This window comes from Methanobrevibacter sp., assembly GCF_051877095.1.
Taxonomy (GTDB): domain Archaea; phylum Methanobacteriota; class Methanobacteria; order Methanobacteriales; family Methanobacteriaceae; genus Methanocatella.
On sequence record NZ_JBJEIO010000013.1, the window covers coordinates 15,088 to 40,208 of the forward strand.

26 protein-coding genes and 1 tRNA gene are annotated in these 25,121 nt (G+C 29.9%); 3 read left to right on the plus strand and 24 right to left on the minus strand.

The genetic code is table 11. The features are described 5' to 3' along the window. Nucleotides 1-22: 22 nt before the first annotated feature. Nucleotides 23-784 carry a hypothetical protein gene (locus tag ACI389_RS07645; RefSeq protein ID WP_439780940.1) on the plus strand — a complete coding sequence of 254 codons (762 nt, stop codon included), beginning with the start codon at nucleotides 23-25 and terminating at the stop codon, nucleotides 782-784. A gap of 17 nt (nucleotides 785-801) precedes the next feature. Then, nucleotides 802-1,431, plus strand: coding sequence for a molybdenum cofactor guanylyltransferase (locus ACI389_RS07650; RefSeq protein WP_439780941.1), 630 nt, complete (start codon nucleotides 802-804; stop codon nucleotides 1,429-1,431). Here ACI389_RS07650 and rrp42 read toward each other — a convergent pair. The 8 genes from rrp42 to ACI389_RS07690 form a co-directional block, all read right to left on the minus strand. Further along, on the minus strand, nucleotides 1,428-2,213 hold the full coding sequence (gene rrp42, locus ACI389_RS07655; RefSeq protein WP_439780942.1) for an exosome complex protein Rrp42: 786 nt from the start codon (nucleotides 2,211-2,213) through the stop codon (nucleotides 1,428-1,430). The genes ACI389_RS07650 and rrp42 overlap by 4 nt on opposite strands. 12 nt (nucleotides 2,214-2,225) lie before the next feature. Next, nucleotides 2,226-2,921 (minus strand): exosome complex exonuclease Rrp41, encoded by a 696-nt coding sequence (gene rrp41 / locus ACI389_RS07660; RefSeq protein WP_432645232.1) that lies wholly within the window; start codon nucleotides 2,919-2,921, stop codon nucleotides 2,226-2,228. 24 nt (nucleotides 2,922-2,945) lie between these two features. Next, nucleotides 2,946-3,863, minus strand: coding sequence for an exosome complex RNA-binding protein Rrp4 (rrp4, locus tag ACI389_RS07665; protein ID WP_439780943.1), 918 nt, complete (start codon nucleotides 3,861-3,863; stop codon nucleotides 2,946-2,948). A 20-nt stretch (nucleotides 3,864-3,883) separates the two neighbouring features. After that, nucleotides 3,884-4,585, minus strand: coding sequence for a ribosome assembly factor SBDS (locus ACI389_RS07670; protein WP_439780944.1), 702 nt, complete (start codon nucleotides 4,583-4,585; stop codon nucleotides 3,884-3,886). Nucleotides 4,586-4,622: 37 nt separating this feature from the next. After that, a complete protein-coding gene (gene psmA / locus ACI389_RS07675) occupies nucleotides 4,623-5,402 on the minus strand; it encodes an archaeal proteasome endopeptidase complex subunit alpha (protein WP_439780945.1) in 780 nt (259 codons plus the stop codon). A 214-nt stretch (nucleotides 5,403-5,616) separates the two neighbouring features. After that, on the minus strand, nucleotides 5,617-5,973 hold the full coding sequence (locus tag ACI389_RS07680; protein WP_439780946.1) for an Rpp14/Pop5 family protein: 357 nt from the start codon (nucleotides 5,971-5,973) through the stop codon (nucleotides 5,617-5,619). After that, complete coding sequence (gene rnp3 / locus ACI389_RS07685) at nucleotides 5,963-6,673, minus strand: ribonuclease P protein component 3 (protein WP_439780947.1); 711 nt, start codon at nucleotides 6,671-6,673, stop codon at nucleotides 5,963-5,965. Before rnp3 ends, ACI389_RS07680 begins: the two co-directional genes overlap by 11 nt. A gap of 76 nt (nucleotides 6,674-6,749) precedes the next feature. Next, nucleotides 6,750-7,346 carry a zinc ribbon domain-containing protein gene (locus ACI389_RS07690; RefSeq protein ID WP_439780948.1) on the minus strand — a complete coding sequence of 199 codons (597 nt, stop codon included), beginning with the start codon at nucleotides 7,344-7,346 and terminating at the stop codon, nucleotides 6,750-6,752. A gap of 140 nt (nucleotides 7,347-7,486) precedes the next feature. Between ACI389_RS07690 and ACI389_RS07695 the strand changes: the two genes are divergently transcribed. Beyond that, the gene (locus tag ACI389_RS07695; RefSeq protein WP_439780949.1) at nucleotides 7,487-7,780 is read left to right on the plus strand and encodes a transcriptional regulator; all 294 of its coding nucleotides are present in this window, start codon (nucleotides 7,487-7,489) and stop codon (nucleotides 7,778-7,780) included. Between the two features lies 1 nt (nucleotide 7,781). Here ACI389_RS07695 and ACI389_RS07700 read toward each other — a convergent pair whose 3' ends face one another. From ACI389_RS07700 to ACI389_RS07775, 16 genes are all read right to left on the minus strand, one after another. Further along, nucleotides 7,782-8,753 (minus strand): zinc ribbon domain-containing protein, encoded by a 972-nt coding sequence (locus ACI389_RS07700; RefSeq protein WP_439780950.1) that lies wholly within the window; start codon nucleotides 8,751-8,753, stop codon nucleotides 7,782-7,784. A 72-nt stretch (nucleotides 8,754-8,825) separates the two neighbouring features. After that, a complete protein-coding gene (locus ACI389_RS07705) occupies nucleotides 8,826-9,653 on the minus strand; it encodes a double zinc ribbon domain-containing protein (RefSeq protein WP_439780951.1) in 828 nt (275 codons plus the stop codon). A 1-nt stretch (nucleotide 9,654) separates the two neighbouring features. Next, nucleotides 9,655-11,916, minus strand: coding sequence for a DHH family phosphoesterase (locus ACI389_RS07710; protein ID WP_439780952.1), 2,262 nt, complete (start codon nucleotides 11,914-11,916; stop codon nucleotides 9,655-9,657). 16 nt (nucleotides 11,917-11,932) lie between these two features. Continuing rightward, on the minus strand, nucleotides 11,933-12,412 hold the full coding sequence (locus ACI389_RS07715; protein ID WP_439780953.1) for a hypothetical protein: 480 nt from the start codon (nucleotides 12,410-12,412) through the stop codon (nucleotides 11,933-11,935). A 154-nt stretch (nucleotides 12,413-12,566) separates the two neighbouring features. Beyond that, nucleotides 12,567-12,938, minus strand: coding sequence for a desulfoferrodoxin family protein (locus tag ACI389_RS07720; protein WP_439780954.1), 372 nt, complete (start codon nucleotides 12,936-12,938; stop codon nucleotides 12,567-12,569). Nucleotides 12,939-13,130: 192 nt separating this feature from the next. Further along, on the minus strand, nucleotides 13,131-13,514 hold the full coding sequence (gene nifU / locus ACI389_RS07725; protein WP_439780955.1) for a Fe-S cluster assembly scaffold protein NifU: 384 nt from the start codon (nucleotides 13,512-13,514) through the stop codon (nucleotides 13,131-13,133). A gap of 17 nt (nucleotides 13,515-13,531) precedes the next feature. Then, complete coding sequence (gene nifS / locus ACI389_RS07730) at nucleotides 13,532-14,716, minus strand: cysteine desulfurase NifS (protein ID WP_439780956.1); 1,185 nt, start codon at nucleotides 14,714-14,716, stop codon at nucleotides 13,532-13,534. Between the two features lie 40 nt (nucleotides 14,717-14,756). Beyond that, the gene (locus ACI389_RS07735) at nucleotides 14,757-16,055 is read right to left on the minus strand and encodes an O-acetylhomoserine aminocarboxypropyltransferase/cysteine synthase family protein (protein WP_439780957.1); all 1,299 of its coding nucleotides are present in this window, start codon (nucleotides 16,053-16,055) and stop codon (nucleotides 14,757-14,759) included. A 453-nt stretch (nucleotides 16,056-16,508) separates the two neighbouring features. Continuing rightward, on the minus strand, nucleotides 16,509-17,855 hold the full coding sequence (gene cysS / locus ACI389_RS07740) for a cysteine--tRNA ligase (RefSeq protein ID WP_439780958.1): 1,347 nt from the start codon (nucleotides 17,853-17,855) through the stop codon (nucleotides 16,509-16,511). A 33-nt stretch (nucleotides 17,856-17,888) separates the two neighbouring features. Continuing rightward, nucleotides 17,889-17,960, minus strand: a tRNA-Cys gene (locus tag ACI389_RS07745). 69 nt (nucleotides 17,961-18,029) lie between these two features. Then, nucleotides 18,030-18,404 (minus strand): transcriptional regulator, encoded by a 375-nt coding sequence (locus ACI389_RS07750; RefSeq protein ID WP_439780959.1) that lies wholly within the window; start codon nucleotides 18,402-18,404, stop codon nucleotides 18,030-18,032. A 4-nt stretch (nucleotides 18,405-18,408) separates the two neighbouring features. Continuing rightward, the gene (cysE, locus tag ACI389_RS07755) at nucleotides 18,409-19,122 is read right to left on the minus strand and encodes a serine O-acetyltransferase (protein ID WP_439780960.1); all 714 of its coding nucleotides are present in this window, start codon (nucleotides 19,120-19,122) and stop codon (nucleotides 18,409-18,411) included. 75 nt (nucleotides 19,123-19,197) lie between these two features. Continuing rightward, a complete protein-coding gene (gene cysK / locus ACI389_RS07760; RefSeq protein WP_439780961.1) occupies nucleotides 19,198-20,145 on the minus strand; it encodes a cysteine synthase A in 948 nt (315 codons plus the stop codon). A gap of 116 nt (nucleotides 20,146-20,261) precedes the next feature. Further along, nucleotides 20,262-20,891 (minus strand): endonuclease III domain-containing protein, encoded by a 630-nt coding sequence (locus ACI389_RS07765; protein WP_439781027.1) that lies wholly within the window; start codon nucleotides 20,889-20,891, stop codon nucleotides 20,262-20,264. Then, nucleotides 20,891-22,207, minus strand: a complete 1,317-nt coding sequence (gene aroA, locus ACI389_RS07770) for a 3-phosphoshikimate 1-carboxyvinyltransferase (RefSeq protein ID WP_439780962.1) — start codon at nucleotides 22,205-22,207, stop codon at nucleotides 20,891-20,893. The genes ACI389_RS07765 and aroA overlap by 1 nt, the downstream gene beginning before the upstream one ends. A gap of 121 nt (nucleotides 22,208-22,328) precedes the next feature. After that, the gene (locus tag ACI389_RS07775) at nucleotides 22,329-25,040 is read right to left on the minus strand and encodes a valine--tRNA ligase (RefSeq protein ID WP_439780963.1); all 2,712 of its coding nucleotides are present in this window, start codon (nucleotides 25,038-25,040) and stop codon (nucleotides 22,329-22,331) included. Between the last annotated feature and the right edge of the window lie 81 nt (nucleotides 25,041-25,121).

The following is a 25,121-nucleotide window of genomic DNA, read 5'->3' on the forward strand; positions in this document are numbered from 1 at the left end:
AAAAATATATGGAGATTGTAAAATGGAAGAACATAACAAATGGAAGATTAAATTTTCACTTATAATGGTTATTTTAATAATCATTATTTATGGATCAAATTACCTTGTACTAGGAGATGGAGAACATATTATTTCATATGTCTGGACTCATTTAGGATTTATTCCTTTAGACATTCTTATTGTAGCATTCTTACTTGAAGGCATAATAGAAAAAAAAGAAAAAGAAGCTATGCTTGAAAAATTAGATATGCTCATGAGTACTTTCTTTTCTGAATTAGGTAATGATTTAATAACTCAATTAAGTATTGCAAACAAATATAAAGCAAATACTACTAACTTAAAATCTATTAAAGATTGGGATGACGAAGATTATAACAATAAACTCAAAGAACTTAAAGATTCACCAGTTGATTTCTTAGCAGATGTTGCACCTGAAAATAGAGAAGAATTTTTAGAAAATTTAAGAGAATTGCTTGTTAATAAAAGAGAATTTATTATTAATTTAATAAACAATCCCAATTTACTTGAAAAAGAAGAATTTACTAACTTAATCACTGCTATTCTTCACTTGGATGAAGAATTAGAACACAGAAAAGACTTGTCTTTAGTAAATGATGCTGATTTTAATCATTTGAATATAGATATGAATAGAGTATACAATATTTTAGTACATGAATGGGTTTATTATTTAAAATACCTTAACAAACACCACCCATATATGATTGCATTACTAATACGTACTAATCCATTTGATGAAGATGCAAGTGTATATGTAACAGAATAAACTATGAGGGATTTAATATGAGTAATTCAATTAAAAACAATGAAAATATTAAATCTTGCATCATTTTATGTGGAGGGCAAAGTAGAAGAATGGGTCAAGACAAAGGTTCTATGATTATTCAAAATAAACCTATGATAAAACACATACTTTCTACTTTAAATAATCACATTAACGAAGCAATAATTGTTTTAAATGATCAAGCAAGGATTAACAAATATAATAAATTTATCAACCCAAACGACTACACTTACTCCATCACATTTTTAGAGGATAAAATTAAAAATAAAGGCCCTCTACCAGGAATCATGACTGGACTTATAGAAATAACAAGCAATTACGCTTTAGTATTACCATGTGATAGTCCATATGTTTCAGTAGAATATATTAAAACTATTTTCTCACAAATAGATGAAAATTATCAAGCTATTGTTCCTTATCATGACAAAGATGATAAATTAAAAACATCAGAACCTCTTCATTCCATCTATAAAAAAGATATTATTCCTGAAATTGAAAAATTAGTAAATGAAGACACATTACACATTAAAGGATTAATAGAAAAAATAGATACAAAATTTATTTTAATTGATAATGAAAAAATAGAAAAAAAAGAATTTAAAAATCTTAATCGTCCAGAAGACATTTAAAGATTTTCAACTAATTCTTTAACTTTTCCTATTGCAATATTTACACAATAGAAAATTTCATCTTTAGATAACGGTTCTTCACCGCCTTTTTGCATTGAACATATATGGCCATCTTTAGTAACACCAACATTTAAACGAGCACTTGCAACTCTTTCTTCATCTAAAGTTGGATCAATTACCATTTTATCAGCAATTTTAACAAAAGTACATAATGCTAATTCATTATTAATTGGTAAATCAAAAGTTTCATCTTCACTAAGAATCACTTCATCATCAACAATACTTGCAACAGGTAATTTAGTAGATTTCAAAGCAGCCATAACTGCTAATTCACATGCATCAAAGAGATTTCCACAATTATCAATAATATGTAAATCTACAAATAACATCCAAACATTTTTTCCTTCTTCAATACATAACTTATCTAAGTCAATTAATTGACTTTCACGAATACCTCTGTCAACTACACGTGCAAGTTCAATGGAATCTTCACTAGGTGGACCTGGTTCAAAACTAGGATCTGCCATTGGCAACATTTCACAATTAGTCATTAAAACTCCTAAATCCGGAGTATCTGGAAATGGAGCTCCAATTTGTGGTTTAATACCAACAATAACTTGAGTTTTACCAAGTTTTACACGAGCAGAACCTTCAGCCTTAGAGATAACATCAGTTTCAATAGTAATATCCCTATACTCAGTTAAATCCCTACCATCTTCTCTTTTATCATTTTTGATAAGATTAGCAATACTTTGTCTTGTAATTTCTGGTACTATATCCATATTATCCCCTCACTATTCAGTAGAATACTTTTTCATTAAAGCTTCTTTTTGAAGTTCACTAACTTTAAGACAACCTTCCATAGCTAAATCAATAGCTTTTTGGAATTCTTCTTCAGTTAAGTCACCATCACTTTGTAATAAAGTAATTTCCCCAGTTCTTGGCATTATAGCAATTGGGACATCAGCTTGGCCTTCTTTATCTTCATACTCAGATAAATCAAGTACTACTTCATCATCAACTTTACCAGCAGCACATCCTACAACAATATCTTTCATAGGAATTCCTGCATCAACAAGAGCAACAGAAGCAGCTGTAATTCCAGCACAACGAGTTCCACCTTCAGCTTCTATTACTTCTATATAAATATCAATCATTGAGCGAGGATAATTTTCTAACATTAAAGCTGGTCTTAATGCATCAGCTGTGATTTTAGAAATTTCAGATGATCTTCTATCTGGTCCTGGTCTTTTTCTGTCATCTACTGAGAATGGAGCCATATTATATCTACATCTAATTACACCAGTATTTGGTTTAAGTAATCTTCTAATATATGATTCTCTAGGACCATAAACAGCTACTAGGATTTTATTTCCACCAAATTCCAAGTAAGCTGAACCATCTGCACGTTCAAGTACACCTGCTTCAATTTTAATAGGACGTAATTCGTTATATTTCCTACCGTCCTTTCTAATAAACTCTGACATCATATCAACCTCTTAATCTGCGAAGAATTATTTATCATTTAATATAAAGTAATTTTTTGATTTATCATCATAGGACAACCCACTATCCTTTTTACTTTTATTCTTTCTTTTTAATTCCTCGATAACCTCAGCAATATTAGGTTTATCACTTTTTTCTTTTTTTTCTTCTGCTTCACGTTCTTCGCGTTCTATTTCTTCTTTAAAATCTTGGAGTTTAGGTTTTTCCAAAACAAATTCTTGTTCTTCTTCAACTTCTATCTCTTCAGGAGGTAATTCCCCATCAATAGCTAAATATAATTTGTTTTTAATTTTATTGGTTAAACCAGAAGTGTGAGCTTCAGCTTCAATTAAATTAATTATATTCTTAGTAAGTTGTTCCATGTCTTTGTCACCTTTTACCCAGACAAGACCATTTTGACCAACAACAATTTTACAATTGGTTTTATCTTTAATCATGTTGATCATAGAACCTTTTTTACCAATTAATCTAGGAACTTTGGTTGGAGCAATATCTACTATAATTCCTCCTTTGAATTTACCCATTCCTCTTCCTTTTAAACCAAGTTTTGCCTTTTTGATTTCATCAACATCGACAACTCTTAAAAATAGAACATCCCCAATATCATAAACTTTATTGAGTTCTTTTTTTTCACGACCAAACACTTCAAAAGCAGGTAAAATTCCAGAATAAGGTGAATTAATGTCAACATTCCACATTGAGAATCTAACATCACTAATTTTACCAATTACAACATCCCCTTTTTTAGGAACATATTTGCTTTTAAGAGGAATAACTCTAATTTTTTTATTCCTCAAAGAAACAAGTCCCATCAAAGAAGAGCAAACTTTACCATTCTCTTTAAAGGTACCTCTTCCAGAATAGTATTCATCATCAGACAATATCTGACCAGGAATAACTAAATCTTTATTCTCCACATATATCATAATAATCCCATAAACATAAATTATTTAATAGTTTTAGTTTCTGCATCTCCACTAGAAATTTCAGCCATTTTTGCAGAAAACTTATCTTGAAGACCACCAGGCATTTCAATAATACCAATCCATGAGCCATCTTGTTGCCATTCTTCATTAATAATTTCACCAAATCCATGAATAACAGAATAAGCACTTCCAGCAGAAGCACCAGGCAACCTAACAGCAACTTTAACTTTTTCAAATCTAATTGGAATAAGTGGTTTTATAGCTTTCAGAGCTATTTGTACTTGCTGGTCAACAGAAGTGAAAGGATCAAATTTAACTCTAGCCTCCTCACATGCATTTTCAATTCTTTGAACTGGATGAGGTAAACCATTTTGAGGATTAACTGCCTCCTTAGCTATTTTATTAATAACTAATTTTCTTTTATCTTCTTGCATTTTCCTTTTTTGCTCAGCAGTTAATTGTACAGTTCCTTTTTCGAGTATAATCTTAGAAACTTCGATAGGATCAGTAGTTTCAAATATTTTATTCATAGCTTCGTCAGAAGCCTTATCTCCTTTTTTGGAGTCTTTGAAAACTTCTTCAACAGCTAAAAGGTCTTCAATGGCAACATCTTGGCCATCAGGATTTCTAAAATCAGCTGCTAAATCAGGGTCAACTAATATCTCAAAGTGTTCACCACAATATTCATATTTAGCGATAATAGCTTCATCAATATTTACCATTAAAGTATCCCCTAACTAATTAATTAAGAAAAAATAATTATTCTTCATTTTCTTCTTCGGAATCATCAGATTCTTCCACGCTTTCTTCCTCTTCTTCAACAATTATCTCATCAATGTATTTTTGCACTTCATCTTGAGAAAGTTTAACGTATTTATCATCATCAACTTTAATAACAGCTATTTCCACATTATTAGATGTAGTATCATGTTCAGTAGCTTCATTAATAGCAGTCAATGCTAATTCAATAGCATCATCTAATGTTAAGTCATCTTCGTATTTTTCTTCGAAAATTTCCATAGCTGCAGATCTACCTGAACCAATAGCTGTAGCTTTGTATTCAATTAGTGCTCCACTTGGATCAGTTTCGAATAATTTACATTTACCATCATATACTCCACCAATGATTAAAGCAGAACCAAATGGTCTTACTCCACCGTTTTGAGTGTATAATTGTAACATGTCACATAGTTTTTTAGATAAACTAGTTACATGAATAGGTTCACTATAAGTTATTTTGTTCATTTGTGCTTCAACTCTTGCTCTTTCAACTAAAGCTCTTGCATCAGCAACAAGACCTGAAGTAGCTGCTCCAATATGTTCATCAATTTTAAATATCTTTTCAATAGATGATGCTTCAACTAACTTAGAAGTAGTTCTCTTATCAACAGCTAAAACAATACCTTCAGAACTTTTTACACCTATAGATGTAGTTCCTCTTTTAACAGCTTCTCTTGCATATTCTACTTGAAAAAGTCTTCCATCTGGGCTAAATACAGTAATAGCTCTATCATATCCAGCATTTTGTAAAGGTTGCATTTTTATACCTCACATTTTAATAAATATTTTATAAATTTTAAGTTCAACTACATAAAAAAATAAAACCAAATCTCCATGAAAAGGCAAATTTCCATTTTAATTTCTAATTTTATAGACAATTAAAATATTTTTATTCTTTTTTCCATAAATCCATTTGATATTTATATTAATAAATTATTTATATAGTTTTCTATTTTAAAATAACAAAAAGTAACTAAATGTATTTTTCAGATGCTTTTATAGTGCCAGATAATCCAATAGTAGTAATTGCAATTCTATCACCATTATACTTATTAACTAAAGCAAAAGATGATCTTACTTGTTCAACATGATCTCTTTGACACCTAATAATTGATTTATACCTATAATAACCATCATTTTTTTCAATTTCAAAGAATCTCATAACCCATAAGTTAAAATCAGCAGTATTAAGTTCTCCTTGAAAACGAGTACAAGCATCCCAAATTATTGTAACTAATTCATCTTTAGTAATCTTAGACTTAACTTTAATATCAACCGTAAGATATCTATTATTTTTTCTAAGTGTAGGTGGCAATACTTTAAGCTTCATCACTAACTCTCCTAACACCTTTTAAAATTAAATCTTCCCTACTTTGATTATATTTTAAAATATTATCTGCTGTTTTAAATGATTTATTAATCTCTACATCTGTTAAACCAGTTTGCTTAAAAAAAGCAATGAAATCATGAGTAGTTCTAATATCAAATATAGATTCTGCTCTTGAAGATAAGATCAAAGGAAATTCAAATTTCCTATATAATACATAAATATCCTTAAAATTAGAAATAACTTTTGACCTATGAGACAAATAGCTTTTTAATACATCTTTAAAACATAATTCAATAGCTACATTATTTTTTACAGCTTCCTTTGCAAGTACATGATTTAGACCACAATCATACCTTCTAAAATATGGTCTTGACAAGATATCAATTTTTATATTCTCTAATGTAGATCTATTGACTTTTAAATCACCACCAACAACAGAAATACATGAAGATTTATTCCTAAATTTATTAACAGACTTTCTAATCTCATTGATGTTTGATGATTTAATTTCTAAAGTATAATCAAAGTTTATAACATCTTCCAATGAATTATTTAAATCCTCTTTAAAATCTAATGCATCTGGAAAGTTATCCACATTATATGAAAAATTAATATGATTCCAACCATAAAAAGAAGCTTCTTTAGCTAATTTAATATTATTTTCTAAATTACTTCCTTTAATATTTAAATCAAAAAACATATTAAATATTTATAATTTTATCAATTAAATAATTTTTTAAAAAAAAAGAGTGAAAAAATGATATAAAATCATTTCTTTATTGATATCTATAGAAATAAACTTCCCAACTTACAGTTTCATAATAATCAATGGTAAATGTTTCAGAACTACTTGAAGTGTAAGTAAATGAATCAGACCTAGTTTCAACAGAACTACGAGAACCCCAATCTACTCCACCAGACTCACCATTAGATCCAGAAACTGCCAAATAATTAGTTGCATAATTTTTAATAGGATATGCAGAAAGTTCAACTTTTATGTTTCCTTCAGGCACAGTAACTACTTTAGAACCAGAACCTGATCCAGAATAACTACCAATTAGCTGCCAAGACTTGGATTCAGTTGTTTTGGAAGAAATTTCTTGAGTCTTATCATTACTACTAGAATCTTGACTATTCCCTAAATTGACTTCATTGGAATTATTATTTTGTGGAATATCACTATCATGATTATCAGAACTATTTAATACAAAAAATCCGAGAATACCTGCAAGAGTTATAATGACAATAATTAATAATACAATTACATACTTGGAGTTATTTCCACTATTATTACTTACATTAAGTGGACTTCCACATTTTATACAAAATTTAGCATTTTTTTTATTTTCAGCACCACAGTTTTTGCATTTCATATAAATCAATTACTCAATTATCGTTTGATATAATTTTTAACACTTCTTATTAATAAATTAATTGGAGAATATATAATAATTTAATTAGTGTGTAATATGTCATAAAATATTTAATAATATAAATAACATAATATTGAAACATGGAAAATGAAAATGATAAACTTTTAAAATTAACTTCATATGTTCAAATTTCCAAATACCGAGAGAAAACACTTAAATCCATTGGTGATGATGTTAAAATACCAACTAACATTGCAAAAGATAGTGGAATTAGAACCAATCATATATCAAAGGTTTTAAGTGAATTGAAAAGTAAAGAAATTGTTGAATGTATAAATGAAGAAGCTCGTAAAGGAAGATTATATAGACTAACAGAAACTGGAAAAGATGTGTTAAACACTATTAAAGTAAAAGAAAAAAAAGAAGAAAAATAATTTAAATCAAACCATCCATTATACTTTCTAATTCTTCCCTAACACTAATATTTGAAGCTTCTTTAAAAATATCATACAAAATTTTAATTAGCATCCTATTTTTATCATTTAAACTAAAACAATCATCTGTTTCCAACAATATTGAATCATAACTTTTGCTTCCTGAATCTAATTTATATTGTATCTTTATTTCTTGTCTTAAATCATCACATATATATTCTTCTAAATACACAATTATTTCATTTGCAAATGAATTACCAAACATTATCATAGTATTTATAGAATCTTCATCAAATGGAGCATTTTTCACCAATAAATTAAAAGATCCATAATTTTGATACCCATATGGGATAAATCTACCTTCAACAGTATGTGCGCAGTATTCATTCACAATTTTGAATTCAGGAATCATTAAAAAATACCATATGAAGCTTTTCAATGTTTTTGATGTTTCTACATTAAAAATATCACATAATAATGATTCAATAATATTAAATAATAAATAATGAGCTAATTCATGAATAATAGTTGCAATTTGAACAGAATCATCTAATCTATCATCATAAAAAATATTATCACCTAAAAATAGAAATCCTCTTTCATATCCTCTTGCTTTAGGTTTACATTGAGTAAATATACTAGCTAAGTTTAAAATTTTATCTTTTATTGTATTACCCTGAATTTCTATATAATTTGCTCTTAAGAAAATATTATTTAGTAAATTATTATACTCCTCATCAGTGATTTTGGCATTTAATAATAAATTTTCATTAAATTCACTAAATAAAATATCAAAATCATCGATAGAAATTGGATTAATTTGTTTATTACACTTAACACAAAAATCTACATAATCCTCATTAACAGAACCACAAAAAGGACAAATATGCTCTAAAACAAATTTATTACCACAATGAATACAGTAATTATTTTCTCTAAAATTTAAAGTCCCACAAACATCACAAACTCTCAAAATAATCACAACCTACCTAAAACCCATTCCACATTTGTTATTACATCATTAATAGAATTTTTTACAATTATTCTATCTAATGTTTCTACCGCAATTAGAACAAAATTTTGCATTCCAATCAAGAATTTCCCCACAAGAACAGACAATTCTTGACCTAATTAATCTCTTAGAATTTAATGGTCTTTCACAATTTTGGCAAAATTTAGCAGAAATAGGATTTTTATGTCCACAAACACAAACAATAACTGATTTTTCCTTTTTTAAATCTGCTCCACATTCAATACAAAAAGATGAATTAATATCATTTAAAGTAGAACAAACACATAATAATGACAAATTAGGTAAATTACCATAACTTACCAACGGCAATCCGCAATTTCTACAAAATTGGGAATTTACATCATTTTCTTCACCGCAAAAACAAAAAACAGAATCCCTAAACTCTAAATCAAAATTATTATAATTGTTGTTTTCTTTATAGATATTATTTTCATGCAATTGTTTTCCACACATCTCACAAAAGGAACTTTCTTTAGAATTAACTGCACCACATTCACATAAAATATTATCTAAATTAAATTTTGGTTTAGATTTATTTTTTAAAAGTCTAGCTAATTTACTATGGGACCTTTTCTCCCCACACATATTGCAGAATTTATTTTCCACATCATTTATATATCCACATTGACATATATCATATTCAAAATCGTCCCGATTACTCATGATATATGGAGAAAAATCAATTGAAAAATTAAAAAATCCAATATTATGTATTGGAGGTGTGAAAACATAAACATCTTCCGTTTGTGCATATCCTGTTTTACATCCACACCTAGGACAATACGAATTATTTGGAAGAATCCTTTGACCACATTTTTTACAATAATTCTTTAAAGTCATTTTATATCTTAGATAAAGATTGAATTTCACCAATAACGTTAGATAAAACTTCTTCTCCTAATCCCTCAATATATTTGATGGATCCAGCACATTCATGACCTCCACCATCGATACCTGCTTGAGGTACAAGTTCTATCATTTTAGATACAATTTCATTTACATTAAAACCATATTGTTCATTAACAGCATCAGTAGCTCTAAATACACCAAAATCAGGACCATGACCTAAGGTTACAATAGGTTTATCTTCACCTAACTTCTGTTTTATAGCATCATGCACAAAACCACAAGTTTTACCTGGAGCAGGGAATGTAAATTTATGAGCATATTTTTCAACATCAATAAGATTAAAGTAAATTCCATTTTCAAGTTGAGTCCTTTTAATATTTGGAAGTGCTGCTTTAAGTTGAGTATCAACTCTCTTTTGATATTCTTTATATAATGCATTAATCATCTTTTCATGTTTATCAATATTATCAACAGCGAGAATTGTATCAATTATTCCTCTACCATTCATAAATCTTAAAAAGAATGCTTCAAAGTCAACACATTCTGCAATTTTAGCTAAATGTTCTTTTACAAATCCTTTTTGACTTGCGATTTCAAGATATTGCTGGACTTCATCACATTCTGCCTTATCTCCTAATGCTGCAATAGCAGGTAAATGTTTAATTAATTCTTCTACATCCGGATTAATTAAATGTGCAACTTCTGTTGCAATAGCTCCTGCTGTTAATTGTGAATCTCCCCCAACGAGGTATGGATTTACATGACAATCAACATATTCATCAACTGCAACTGTAGCACCAATTATCTCTCCATTTTGAACATCTTTAGTAAGTAATTCACCTGGAGAATGGTGATCTATAACAACAACTTCAATATCATAAATTTTAGCTTGCATTAAAGCAACAATATCCTCTTCAGTAGACCCATTATCTAAAAGAACAATTAATGGTAATTTTTGACCATGCCTCTCTTGGTCTTCTAATGCAAAAGATAAATCCTTAACTACATCTTCAAGCTCATAAAATGGGGCTTTACTTGGAGATCTTTTAAAATAATAATATTGAGCATCATTACTTGGATTTTCTTTTTCTATTAATGGAATAATCGCTTTTTCCATTGCAACTCCTGAACAAATACCATCTGCATCATTATGGTGTCTAATCAAAATTGTCCTACCATCAAGTATTGCTCTTCTGATTCTTTGTGCTGCTTCTCTCATCTTAGGTTTAAGTTTATTTAAAATATCACTTTTGACTAAGAAATCAACATTCTGTGGTTCAGCTTTCTTATTCAATGCATCATCAATTAAGTTATGCAACTTTACAGTATTTTCTTCATTAAGTTTTACCATTGAAGATGACTCGATTTGTGTTTTTCCACTATGTTCGTTAACTTCACCTACAACCTGCACAGCATTACCAAGTTCAATTTCAGGATATGATCTCTCACCCGCTTTATCAAAAGCAGCTATTTCAGTAGTTCCACTTTCATCACTAATTATAAAAATAGTAGGTCCAGACGTTTGTTGGATTTGCTGGACTTCCCCATGAATCCTAACCATTTTACCTTTTTTCTTATCAAGGTCACTGATTAAAGTTCTAGAGAATGTTTTAGTTAATTTTTTAATATTATAAGATTCAACATGAGCAGGAGCTAAATCAATTTTTCTCTCTCTAGATTTAATTGCTGTAACAAACACAATTACATCATCACCGACCTTATGACCGAAGTTATCCCCTCTCATAAGCCCCCAAACATTTTTGTTTAAAGTAACAAAAGCACCAAATTTTTCGATTCTAGTAATTTTTCCCTTGTATAATTTATCCTTGTCCATGTCACTCATTTGACATAATGAATCCAATACATAAACATCACGAGCTGCACTCCTACTAGCTTCATATTTATCATGTTTAGCTTTTTTTAACTTTCTTTTCTCTTCACAGCTAGCACATAAGTCATGTTGATCACTAATTGACTTACCACAATCTCTACATACATTAATCTCACCAGTTCCATGACAATGAGAGCATTCTTCATAAACTTCAACTTGGCCTTTCCCATTACATACTTCACAGGGAACATCTTCTTCACCGCCTAAGTCAAATTTTGCTTTTGCATTACTGTTTACACCTTTAAAATGATTACCAATATCAAAAGCATCATCTTCATATCCTGTTCCACCACAAGATTCACATTCTTTATAGTCCACAACAACTGAACCAATCCCTTTACATTTTGGACACTTAGTTTTCAATTTAAAAAACCCCTTGTTATATAATAAAATTTTGTTGTTTGAATAAATCTGAATTATTTTCCACTATTAAATCACGTTCGTATTGATACTCACTAGATTCATAAATCAAATCATTAGCCTGTGAAGCATAAGTTGTACCAGTATAATTTGAATTAAGCTCAAAACATCCAATAGCTTCTTTTAAGTTATTAACAGCATTAATTTTTAATTCTAATTCTTTGATAACAGTATCAATATACTCTATTTGAACATTATTTATATCTGAAGAAAAATTATTTCGTATATCATTTAATTTATCCAGACTACTATTATAATCCTTTCCCGCAGATATTGCTTTATTCTTTGCTTCATCAAAGTTTTTATCATTAACTAATTGAACAGCTTCATTATATTCATTATCCCCATTAACAATGGAATTACTAATATCCGGCATGGTTTTATTAATACTATCCATTGAACTATCAATAAAGATAATAGTTGCAGAAATGAATAACAAAACTAAAATAAAAATTATTAATTTAGTATAACTAGACACAATATTGTAATATATAAAAAGATATTATTAAAATTTTTCATGAAAAATATAATTTATCAAAAATAAAACTATTTTAAAAAAATAAAAAAAAGAAGTCTAGAAATGATTTCTAAACTTATTCACTAGACCAAAGTCCGTGTAAATTACAGAATGCATATACTACTACATCAGCAGCTTTATCTGCACCAATAGTGAATGTTGCTTCTGCAACTTCTCCTGGTTTGAAACATTTTGCATATAACTCAGAACCTGCTTCAACAACAACAAATTGAATAAAGTGGTCATCATCCATAGGGTGAGCAGTTTCTCCAACTTTTACATTAATATTGTCTCCATCCATTTCGAAAACAGGTTTATGTTTAGGAGATTTTTCTCCTTCTGTTTGTACAGGTATTTTGAGTAAATCTGGACTACAAACTTCTCCTTCACCTTTAACAAACATACTTAAAATACTTCCACATTTTTCACATTTTATAAAATTTGCCATGAATAACATCTCCAATAAAATATATTAATTTTATATTTTTTATCCTTAATATATCTTATTAATTATTGTGCATTTAATTAATATTATTTTAAATTAAAAACCAAAAAGTAGTGAAAATTTAAATCATACTTTTTTAAAAAGGATGTTTTACCTATATGATAGTTAAGAATAGCTATAATTTAGAAAGATTATTTATTGGCAATATTTTCCATTATTCTCATAATAATTTTCAATGGCAACTTGCAAAGCATCAGCAGCAAGGTTTGAACAATGCATTTTAACAGGTGGAAGACCATCGAGTTCTTCATCCACATCATTTCTTGAAATTTTCAATGCCTCTTCCAATGTTTTCCCAATAGCAATTTCAGTAATCATACTGCTTGTTGCGATTGCAGCTCCGCAACCAAATGTTTGGAATGAAATATCCTGAATAACATTATCCTCAACTTTAATATAAATTGTCATTAAATCACCACAAGTTGGATTTCCAACAGTTCCAATTCCATTTGCATCTTCCATTTTCCTACTATTTCTTGGATTTGTAAAATGATCCATTACTTTATCTGAATAATCCATATTAACACCTACACTCATTATCTCCTACACATTACATCATTATAATCAATTTCTTGATTCCAAAGTGGTGATATTTCTCTTAATCTTGCAACTGATTCTGCAACAGTGTTAACAAAATCATCTACATCGAATTTTTCACTTTCTGGAGCAAGAGATATTCTCAGTGATCCATGTACATCAACAGGATTCAATCCCAATGCAGTTAAAACTGGAGATGCTTCTAATGTATTAGAAGAACATGCAGATCCAGTTGAAGCTTGGTATCCTTTTGCATCAAGTAATAATATTAAAGATTCACCTTCAATAGCTTTAAATCTAAAATTAAGTAAATTAGGTAATCTATTTTCTGCATCACCATTTAAATAAGTATCAGGAATGGCATTTAATATTTTATTAGAAATCTCATCCCTAATTGATACTAATTTTTCATAATGTTCATCAAGTTTATTTACAGCCAATTCACATGCTTTTCCAAATCCAACAATTCCAGGAACATTTTCAGTACCTGAACGAATTCCCTTTTCCTGACCTCCACCATGAATTAAAGGTTCTACACGAGTTCCTTTTTTAATATATAATGCTCCAACACCTTTTGGACCATTAATCTTATGAGAAGATAAAGCTAGCAAATCTACATTTAATTTTTCAACATCCACTTCAATTTTACCAAATGTTTGAACAGCATCACAGTGAAATTTAATTCCATTTTCATGTGCTATTTTACCAATTTCTTCAATTGGTTGGATAGTACCCAACTCATTATTACCATGCATTACACTAATCAAAATGGTTTCCTCAGTAATAGCTTCTTTCAAATCTTCAATTTTAATAATACCATTTTCATAAACAGGCAAATAAGTGACTTTAAAATCTAAAGACTCTAAAAATTCTACTGTTTTTTTAACAGCAGGGTGTTCAATTTGGGTTGTTATTATATGCTTACCTTTTTTTGCTAATTTAAAAGCAATACCCTTAATAGCTAAGTTATCTGACTCTGACCCCCCACTTGTGAAATAAATTTCTTCAGGTTTTGCATTAATTGCATTCGCCACTCTTTGACGAGCTTGATCTAATGCTTTTTTAGATTCACGACCAAGTTTATAAAGAGTTGAAGGATTTCCAAACTCTTCTCTAAAATATGGTTCCATTTCTTCAAATACTTCTTTGCTAACTTGTGTAGTAGCTGAGTTATCTAAATACATACTATCTCTCAATATATTATAAATTAAATTCTATCGTATATCAATCAATACAATCTAAAGCTTGACTTAAATCTTCTATTAAATCATTAGCATCTTCTAAACCAATAGAAAGCCTAATAAAATCAGGTGTTACGCCTGTTGATTCTTGTTCCTCAGGAGTTAATTGTTGGTGTGTTGTACTTGCAGGATGTATTGCAAGACTTTTTGCATCGCCAATGTTTGCAAGTATCGAGAACAATTTTAAGTTTTCAATGACTTTTTTACCTGCTTCCTCCCCACCTTTAACACCAAATCCTAAAATACCTGCAAAATGATTTTTTAAGTATTTTTTATTATTCTCATAAGTTGCATGAGATCCTAATCCCGGATAAGTTACCCAGTTAACTTTAGGATGTGATTCTAAAAATTTAGCTACTTTGAGTGCATTTTCAGAATGTCTTTTTACACGTACATCTAAACTTTCAAGTCCCTGTAAGAAAATGAAACTATGTACCGGTGCTTGAGTTGCTCCCAAATCTCTTAAAAGTCTTGCCCTTGCTCTTACAGTAAATGCTATGTTTCCCAATTCTGGAACATCGCCAAATGCATCCCAAAACACTAATCCATGATAACTTGGATCTGCTTTTGTGAAATTATCAAACTTGCCATTACCCCAGTTAAATTTACCGGAGTCAACAATATATCCTCCAACAGCAGTTCCATGACCACCAACATATTTAGTTGCAGAAGCAGCAATTACATCAGCTCCGTGTAATAATGGCCTAACTAATCCAACACCAATCGTGTTATCCACAATCAATGGAATATCATGAGAATGAGCAATTTCAGCCAATGCTTCAAAGTCAGGTACATCTAATTTTGGATTACCAATAGATTCTACATAGATTGCTTTTGTTTTTTCATCAATTGCATCTTCAAAAGCTTGCAAATCCTGTGAATTTACAAATTTAACATCACGTGCTAAATCTTTGAAAGTATAGTTAAATAATTGGTAAGTACCACCGTAAAGATTATCGGCAGAAACAATGTTGTCTCCAGGACCAGTTACATTTAAAATTGCATATGAAATTGCTGCAAGACCACTTGATGTTGAAAGACCAGAATTACCACCTTCAATAGCAGCAATTCTTGCTTCAAATACATCACTGGTAGGATTAGTAAGCCTGGAATAAATTTGACCAAACTCTTGAAGGGCGAATCTCCTAGCAGCTTCACCGGCATCTTTAAATACATATGAAGTTGTCTGATAAATAGGAACTGCTTGAGCCCCAGTTGCAGGATCTGGTTGTTGACCTGCATGTACACCCAATGTTGCTAAACCATACTCTTTATTATTCATTAATCATCACCTTTATAATTTAATTTTCATAAATATGTCACGTGTTATATTAATTATATAACAATAGTTATTTTTAATATATAAAAGTTTTGATTTACCCAAATCAAAAGATTCCAAAAAATAATTATAACCATTGTTATATACATATAACATATGTTATTAGAATATACAAATGTTTTTATTAACATGAAAATTAGAAGTGAAAATAATATACAATTAATAGTCTGTTAAAAATAACACATAAACTTGCTCAGTAAAAATTAGAAAAAATGATTAATAATTACAGAATTAAAAAATCAACAAATTAAATTATAAAATAACCATTTATATACTATCAAATATGATTTATTAAAATAAATACAAGCATTAGTAAATTAAAGAAAGATATATATAGTAACAGGTATATCAGTCAGATATTGAAAAATCCCGATAAAAAAAAAGATAAAAAATCTCTTAATCATTTATTTCATAACCTAATGTTTGCAGGTCATCTCTAATTTTATCAGATAACTCATATTGTTTGTTAGCTCTTAACTGACCTCTAATTTCAGAAATTACATTAAGTAACTCATCAGATCCTGCATTTACTTCATTTACTTCAAAGCTAACACCAAAAATATCAGATACAATATCTAAAAATGATTTAATAGCTTTTTTATCTTCACTAGAAAATTTAGATAACTCATTTTTAGTATCATTTATTAATCCAAAAATTGCTGCAATAGCTTTTGGAGTGTTAAAGTCATCATCCATACTACTGAAGAATTCATCCATGTGAGGAATTAAAGCATCACATTCATATTTATTATCATCTACTTCAACATCTAAAAGATTATAATATTTCCTAATTCTATCTAAGCTTCTTTCAGATTGGTGAAGTGAATCTTTTGAAAAATCAATAGGACTTCTGTAATGAGTTGAAAGTACAAAAAACCTAAAAGTATCTGGCTCATAATCTTCTAATAATTCACGAATAGTAATAAAGTTATTTAATGATTTTGACATTTTCTCCCCATTAACATTTAAAAATCCAGTGTGCAACCAGAATTTTACCATCGGAGCTTTTCCACTTACTGCTTCCATTTGAGTGATTTCAGCTTCATGATGTGGGAAAATTAAATCTAAGCCTCCTCCATGTGCATCATATTGAGGTCCAAAGTAATATTCAGTAATTGCAGTATCTTCAATATGCCATCCAGGTCTTCCGTCTCCCCATGGAGATGGCCAAGTTGGTTCATCTACATCAATACGTTTTTTCCAAAGTGCAAAGTCTTGAGGATTCTTCTTTGTAGTCTCTGCAATATCCCTATGTGATTCTAATTCTTCAACATTCCTATTTGAAAGCTTACCAAATTCAGGAAACTTGTCAATTTCAAAGTAAACTCCATCTTCAGTTTCATAAGCAAATCCTTTATCAATTAATCTTTGGATTTGGTCTAGAATTTCATCAACATGATCAGTTGCTCTTGCAAATAAATTAACACCATTGACATTCAATTTATTCATATCTTCAATGTATCTTTTTTCAAATTTACGAGCTAATTCACTTGCTGGAATTCCACTTTCTTTTGACCTATTAATAATTTTATCATCAATATCAGTAATGTTTTGAATGTAAAATACAGCATATCCTTTGTATTCCAAATATCTTTTTATTGTATCAAAAGAAATGTATGTTCTTCCATGCCCAATATGTGCATCATCATAAACAGTTGGACCACATACAAATAAGTTAACCCTATTTTTATTAATAGTTACAAAATCCTCTTTACTACGAGTTAAAGTTGAATAGACGTCCATAAAAAATAACCTCAAAAAATAGTATTTAAAAAAAGGCAAGTGAGGGATTTGAACCCCCGTATTATGGTCTGCAGCCACACACCTAAGCCACTCGGTAAACTTGCCATAAAATTAAAGGATAATAAAGTATTAGTAATTAACTATATAAATACTTTACTATTTTTTTATATTTATTTAATTTACATCAGACCCAATACATGATTGACACTCTTCACCAAGTTCAGATTTATCAATATTAAGTTGATCTAAAACATCTGTTAATTCAACATGCCTACAAATTTTACAAGTTGTTGAAATCAAATCTGCTTTAGTTGCTTCATTTTGATATAATTTAAAAGCAAATTCTTTAATCATATCCCTAACATTATCCTCGAGTTTGATTCCACTACCTCGTTTATCAGTAATATACTGGGAAACTGCTGGCTGAGTAATATCCATAATTTCTGAAACTTCTTTTTGTTTCATACCCAAATTCAAAAGTTCTTTAGCTAGTTCTGACCTAATAGCTGGTATCACATACCAAACTACAATTTCACAAGGTGGCTTCATAATATCATTCCTCTTTTTTAAATAACTCATCTAAAGATTCCTGTTCATCAAGAATATCATCAGTTAAGCAAATTTCATTTTTATCACATAATACCCTGATATGTTCATCATTTTCTTGAAGATGCTTATTAATAGTCCTAAATGCATCTGCAACGGGGTCTGGAAGTTTATTGTGATCTAAGTCAACTTTTTCATGAGGTACACCTTTACGTTTTACAATACGTCCAGGAATTCCAACACATGTTGATTCAGAAGGAACATCCTTTAAAACAACAGCACCAGTACCAATTTTAGAATATTCTCCAATAGTAATATTACCCATTACTTTTGCACCTGCACCAATAATAACTCCCCGTTCTATTGTAGGATGTCTTTTAGTCTTTTCAGTACTAGTACCACCAAGAATTACTCCCTGATAAATTAATACATCATCACCAACGACCGCTGTTTCTCCAACAACAACACCCATACCATGGTCAATGAATACACGTTTACCAAATGTTGCACCAGGATGAATTTCAATACCTGTAATAAATCTAGCTAAATTAGAGTTCATACGAGCTAAAAGCTTAAAAGAATGATTCCAAAGCCAATGACTAACTCTATGCATTAATAAACCATAGAATCCAGGATAGCATAAGAAAATCTCTAATGTTGACCTTGCAGCAGGATCTTTTTCTTTAACCGCTTTAATTTCAGCTTTTAAATTATCAAACATTGATAAACCTCAAAAATAATATAATAAATTTAATTATATAACATATGGTATATATATTATTTGGAATAAAACATATTATTCAAATAACCATTCTTCTGATAAATATCTATCTCCACTATCAGGTAAGATAGCAATTATCCTTTTACCTTTATTTTCTTCTCTTTTAGCTAATTGTAAAGCAGCCCAAGTAGCAGCTCCAGAAGAAATACCTGCAAAAACACCTTCATTTTTAGCAAGTGCAATTAAAGTTTTTTCTGCTTCATCACTAGGCACTGGAATAATCTCATCAATAACCCCCGAATCATAAATTGACGGGACAAACCCTGCACCAATTCCTTGAATATTATGTGGTCCTTTTACACCTTTAGCTAATGTTTGTGATTCTTGTGGCTCTACTGCAATAATTTTAACATCCGAGAGGACCTCTTTTAATGCTTTACCAATACCAGTAATTGTTCCACCAGTACCTACTCCTGCAACAACATAATCTACATTACCCTCTGTATCTCTTAAAATCTCCTGACCAGTTGTTTTATAGTGAATAGCCACATTAGCTTCATTATCAAATTGACCTAAAATAATTGAATTTGGATTTTCTTTATGCAATTCTTCTGCTTTTGTAATAGCACCACCCATACCTTCTGAACCTGGAGTTAATACAATTTCAGCACCATAAATAGCTAAAAATTTTCTCCTTTCAACAGACATGGTTTCAGGCATGGTCAATATTACTTTATAGCCTTTTGCAGCAGCCGCAAAACCAATTCCAATACCCGTATTTCCACTAGTCGGCTCTATAATCACAGAACCCTCACCAATTAATCCTTTTTCTTCTGCATCTTCAATCATTGCAACAGCAACACGATCTTTTATACTACCTGCTGGGTTGAATGATTCCATTTTTACATCAACTTCTGCATTTAAATCTTTTGTTAAATTGTTTAATCTTATTATAGGAGTGTTTCCTATTGCATCAATTACACTATCAAGCACTCCTCTTTTTAATTCTGGAATATTTACCATATTCTATTCTCCAATAAATTATTTGTTTTTAATGATATATTAAAAGAGTCATCTTAAAATTAGATAACTATTGTTATATAATGATGAATCAATATATAAATTTAGTGATAAAAAAATTAAAAATTATCATTATAATAATCACAAATTTCACTACAAGGACAAATATCACACTGAGGAGATATTGGTTTGCAAATATTTTGACCAAACTGAACCATTAAATCATTTAATTTAATCCATAAATCTTTAGGAGCTATTTTTTTAAGTTCATCTTCCGTATCTTCAGGGTCTTTTGTATTTACTAATCCTAATCTATTAGAAATCCTATGAACATGAGTATCCACTGGAATTGCTGGAAGCTCAAAAGCAAAAACCATTACACAATTAGCAGTTTTTCTACCTACACCTGGGAGTTTCAACATTTCTTCTACAGTATCTGGAACAACTCCACCATACTGATCAATTAAAATCTGTGAAACCTCTTGAATTCTTGCTGCTTTTACATTATAGAAACCTGCAGGTCTAATTAATTCTTTAATATCATCAATTGGAGCTTCTGCAACTTCATAAATATCTTTATACTTAGCGAATAAATTGTTAGTAGCTTGATCAGTATTTTCATCACGAGTCCTTTGAGACAAAATTGTCCTAACTAATACTCGATAAGGATCACGGTCTTGAAATATTCTTATATCAAAAGTATTATCTAGGCATTCAACTAATTTAATTACTCTTTCTTCTTTATTCATCATATCAATTCCAATTCAAAACCAAGATTTGCCATTGCTTCAATGAAATTAGGGAAGGAAACATCAAATACTTCACCATTTGTTATTTCAATATCATGCTTAAGACCTATTAAAGAAAATGCCATTGCAATTCTATGATCTCCATGTGAATCAACAACCCCTGATGATACACCACCAGTTATACTCATTCCATCTTCATGCTCAACTAATTTACAACCAATTTTTTCCAATTCACGGCAAGTTGTATCAATTCTATCAGTTTCCTTTACTCTTGCATGGGCAACACCTGTAATATTAGTTGTTCCTTCAGCCATTGCTGCTAAAACTGCAACAGTAATTAATAAATCAGGTGCATTTGATAAATCAACATCAATTGCTTCTAAATGTCCACTAGATGTAATTTCAACATAATCTTCTCCACGGACAATTGTTGCTCCCATGTCTTGAAGAATATCTAAAATAAATTTATCTCCTTGTTTTGATGTCCTAAATAAATTTTTAATTCTAGCACTACCACCATTAATAGCAATTAAAGCAAGCAAATAAGATGCTGATGAATAATCTCCCTCAACAGTATAATCACAAGCAACATATTCTTGTTTGGGAATTTTAAATTCATCAATTCTACAACTTTGATGCTCTTGACTGCATGAATCATGTTTCAAATAATATGCCTTATCTGTTTTAATACCAAATTTTCTCATGATATCCCAAGTCATATAAACATAAGGCTTTGATTTGAATTCAGGTAAAACATATAACGTAACTCCACATTTAGACAATGGAGCAGATATTAAGATTGATGAAATAAACTGTGAACTAACATTACCCATGATATTGGTTTCACCACCAACATATCCTGGTTTAATCAATATTGGTGCTCTTTCGTTGTTGTTTAATGATTCAGATTCGACTCCTAAAGGTTTTAATGCATCCATCAAAAGACCCATGGGTCGTGTATGAAGAGACTCATCACCAGTCAAAATAACTTCATTATCACTTAATGCAGACACAGAAGTCATTAATCTAAGTGTAGTTCCTGAATTTGCAAGGTCAATTGGTCCATCACAAGAATTATGAAGCATCCCATTAGTTCCAATAACTTCCAAATAATCATCTTTATTATTAATTTGAGCGCCCAATGCTTTACACACCCTAATAGATGCTAATGTATCTTCAGAGTATAGTATGTCATAAAGTCTAGATGTACCATTAGCTAATGAAGCTAATATAATTGCTCTGTGAGAATAACTTTTAGATGGAGGTGCTTTAACCTCACCACCAATATTTGAGATATTTTTTACCTTAAGAATCATTAATAATATTTTAAATTAAATTTAATAAATAGTTACCTATTATTAAAACTAAGGAAAAAGAAATAATATAATTATAAAATAAAAAAATAATCTGATAAAAAATAAGAAATTGAAGAAATAATTATCTAATTATTTCAACAATCATATCTAAGTTTTCAGACTGTAAGATATCTACTTTCTTACCAGATGCCCCTACAATCTCTTTTTTAATATTTAACATATCTACAGGAACTACAATATCTCCAACAACAAGTTCTTGAGAATCATTTAAAACACTAGCAATCTCATCGATATCTGTTGATTTTAAATAACCAATAATTTTACCAGCATCCCCCTTGAATTTTGGTCCTATTTGAGACATATCTGGTTCAACTTCAATAATTTTTTCATGAACTTCAGGTTTTCCTGAACTGATAGTTAAATCATTAATTTTCAAAGTACCTTTAATATCTTCATCAAACATATTAAATACATCAACTAACTCATCATCAGAAGTATATACATTTACTTCATTTAGTTCAGCATTTAATGGGATTTTTGATGCTGATTTAAATCTTCTAACTTCATCAATTAATTCAATAGTAGTTTCACCTTTTATTTCCATTTCTTCACTGATTAATTCTTCATTTACTTCAGGCCAAGAAGTAGTATGAATAGATTTATCATCAAAGTATTGGTAAACTTCTTCTGTAAAGAATGGAATAATTGGAGCGAGTAATTTCAAGGATGTTTCAATTACACATCTTAAAGTGTATTTAGCAGCTCTTCGTGATTCATCAGATACATCATTATATAATCTATATTTTACAGCTTCAATATACTCATCACAGAAATCATGCCAAAAGAATTTTTCGATTAATCCAATTGTATCCGCAAAATTGTAATTTGCAAATGCATTATCAACATGTTTATTTAGATTATTAAGTTTGGATAAAATCCACATATCAAGTGGTCCTAAGTTATCTTTAACTCCATCATATGATACTTCTTCATCGAAAATTTGCATACTGATAAATCTAAATGCATTCCAGAATTTTCTTATAAATCTGTATCCATGTTTGATTTCTTTCCAATCAAATATTACATCAGATCCAGGTATACTATTTGCAGCCCATGTTCTAAGTGCATCTGCACCATATTGTTCAATAACTTCTTCAGGACCTATCACATTCCCTCTAGATTTACTCATCTTATACCCATCTTCACCAAATACCATACCATTGATTACAACATCAGAGAATGGTTTTTGATCAGTTAAAGCAAGACATCTAAGTGTGGTATAAAATGTCCATGTACGGATAATATCATGCCCTTGTGGACGTATATCTGCTGGGAAATGATTAACATAATCCTCATTAGGCCAACCTGCAATAGATAATGGAGAAATAGATGAATCCATCCAAGTATCAAGAACATCTTCTTCAGGAATAAATTCTTCACACCCACATTCACATGCATGTTTTGGTTTATCTTGAGTTGGATCAATTGGTAAATCTTCAACATCAGGTAAAATAACTTTTCCACAATCTTTACAGTACCATACAGGAATTGGAGTTGCAAAAATTCTTTGTCTTGAAATACACCAGTCCCATTCCATTGAATCTGCCCAATTTAGCATACGAGATTTCATATGTTCTGGCATCCAATTCATTTCATCTGCAGCATCTTTGGTTTTTTGGATTAATTCTCTTACAGCTACAAACCATTGCTTTTTAACAAGAATTTCAATAGGAGTTTTACATCTCCAGCATTGTCCAACATTTTGATCAACTTGTTCTTGTTTTAATAAGTAACCTTCAGCATCTAAATCAGAAATAGTTTGTTTTTTACAGGTTTGTAAATCCATTCCAGCATATCTTCCAGCAGCAACAGTCAATTTACCAGTTTCATCAATCGCATCAATAATTTCTAAATCATATTTATTTACCCAACTTACATCAGTTTTATCCCCAAAAGTACAAATCATTACTGCACCAGTACCAAATTCAGGATCGACTTCTTCATCTGCAATTATTTTTACTTTTTGATGTGATAAAGGCACTTCCACATATTTACCTAAAAGATGAGTATATCTTTCATCTTCTGGGTGAATTACAACAGCTACACAAGCAGACATTAATTCTGGTCTTGTAGTTGCAATTAAAATACCTTCATCTTTTGGGTTAGCTTGTTTACCTGAAGATTGTGAAGACACAATATCATCATAAGAATCTTCAACAGCTGGTGGGAAGTTAACATAGTTTAAAAATGTAGTATTATCACTGTATTCAACTTCTGCAAAAGCAATAGCTGTTTCACAACGAGGACACCAATTTACCGGATGAATACCTTGATAAATCAATCCTTCATTATACATTTTTAAGAATGAATATTGAGTTCTTCTCATATATTCAGGAGTCATTGTAATGAATTCACGATTCCAATCTTGTGAAAAACCCATTGATTTCATTTGTGACTTCATACTAGCAATATTTTTAGTAGTTAAATCAACACAATATTCCCTAAATTTAGCTCTAGAAACATCGTTTTTCTTGATTCCATGAGTTTCTTCAACTTTAACTTCAGTTGGAAGACCATGACAGTCCCATCCTTGTGGGAATAATACATCATGACCTTTCAATCTTCTGTATCTTGCATTCATATCAATATAAACCCAATTTAAAACATGACCTAAGTGAATAAGTCCTGTTGGGTATGGTGGGGGAGTATCAATTATGTATCTAGGACGAGAGCCATCTCCAATATATTTATAGATGTCTTCATCTTCCCATTTTTTCTCCCAAAATTTTTCTCTTTTAAAATCATAGTCTTTAGGGATTTCTTCGTTTAACATACATTTTCTCCATAATAATATTGAATTATAATACTATTAATTATGTATTTTATTATTTAAAAAACTTTCATAATACATTAG

Excerpts from the sequence above, each read along its gene's own strand:
- ACI389_RS07645 (WP_439780940.1), top strand. The coding sequence starts at position 23 with ATGGAAGAACATAACAAATGGAAGATTAAATTTTCACTTATAATGGTT.
- ACI389_RS07720 (WP_439780954.1), bottom strand. The coding sequence starts at position 12,938 with ATGGCAAATTTTATAAAATGTGAAAAATGTGGAAGTATTTTAAGTATG.
- aroA (WP_439780962.1), bottom strand. The coding sequence starts at position 22,207 with ATGATTCTTAAGGTAAAAAATATCTCAAATATTGGTGGTGAGGTTAAA.
- ACI389_RS07650 (WP_439780941.1), top strand. The coding sequence starts at position 802 with ATGAGTAATTCAATTAAAAACAATGAAAATATTAAATCTTGCATCATT.
- ACI389_RS07670 (WP_439780944.1), bottom strand. The coding sequence starts at position 4,585 with ATGGTAAATATTGATGAAGCTATTATCGCTAAATATGAATATTGTGGT.
- rrp4 (WP_439780943.1), bottom strand. The coding sequence starts at position 3,863 with ATGATATATGTGGAGAATAAAGATTTAGTTATTCCTGGTCAGATATTG.
- nifU (WP_439780955.1), bottom strand. The coding sequence starts at position 13,514 with ATGGATTATTCAGATAAAGTAATGGATCATTTTACAAATCCAAGAAAT.
- ACI389_RS07765 (WP_439781027.1), bottom strand. The coding sequence starts at position 20,891 with ATGAATAAAGAAGAAAGAGTAATTAAATTAGTTGAATGCCTAGATAAT.
- ACI389_RS07705 (WP_439780951.1), bottom strand. The coding sequence starts at position 9,653 with ATGACTTTAAAGAATTATTGTAAAAAATGTGGTCAAAGGATTCTTCCA.
- cysK (WP_439780961.1), bottom strand. The coding sequence starts at position 20,145 with ATGGTAAATATTCCAGAATTAAAAAGAGGAGTGCTTGATAGTGTAATT.
- ACI389_RS07680 (WP_439780946.1), bottom strand. The coding sequence starts at position 5,973 with ATGAAGCTTAAAGTATTGCCACCTACACTTAGAAAAAATAATAGATAT.
- ACI389_RS07735 (WP_439780957.1), bottom strand. The coding sequence starts at position 16,055 with ATGAATAATAAAGAGTATGGTTTAGCAACATTGGGTGTACATGCAGGT.
- ACI389_RS07750 (WP_439780959.1), bottom strand. The coding sequence starts at position 18,404 with ATGAAGCCACCTTGTGAAATTGTAGTTTGGTATGTGATACCAGCTATT.
- ACI389_RS07690 (WP_439780948.1), bottom strand. The coding sequence starts at position 7,346 with ATGAAATGCAAAAACTGTGGTGCTGAAAATAAAAAAAATGCTAAATTT.
- cysE (WP_439780960.1), bottom strand. The coding sequence starts at position 19,122 with ATGTTTGATAATTTAAAAGCTGAAATTAAAGCGGTTAAAGAAAAAGAT.
- rnp3 (WP_439780947.1), bottom strand. The coding sequence starts at position 6,673 with ATGTTTTTTGATTTAAATATTAAAGGAAGTAATTTAGAAAATAATATT.
- rrp41 (WP_432645232.1), bottom strand. The coding sequence starts at position 2,921 with ATGATGTCAGAGTTTATTAGAAAGGACGGTAGGAAATATAACGAATTA.
- cysS (WP_439780958.1), bottom strand. The coding sequence starts at position 17,855 with ATGGACGTCTATTCAACTTTAACTCGTAGTAAAGAGGATTTTGTAACT.
- nifS (WP_439780956.1), bottom strand. The coding sequence starts at position 14,716 with ATGTATTTAGATAACTCAGCTACTACACAAGTTAGCAAAGAAGTATTT.
- rrp42 (WP_439780942.1), bottom strand. The coding sequence starts at position 2,213 with ATGGATATAGTACCAGAAATTACAAGACAAAGTATTGCTAATCTTATC.
- ACI389_RS07775 (WP_439780963.1), bottom strand. The coding sequence starts at position 25,040 with ATGTTAAACGAAGAAATCCCTAAAGACTATGATTTTAAAAGAGAAAAA.
- ACI389_RS07695 (WP_439780949.1), top strand. The coding sequence starts at position 7,487 with ATGGAAAATGAAAATGATAAACTTTTAAAATTAACTTCATATGTTCAA.
- psmA (WP_439780945.1), bottom strand. The coding sequence starts at position 5,402 with ATGCAACCTTTACAAAATGCTGGATATGATAGAGCTATTACTGTATTT.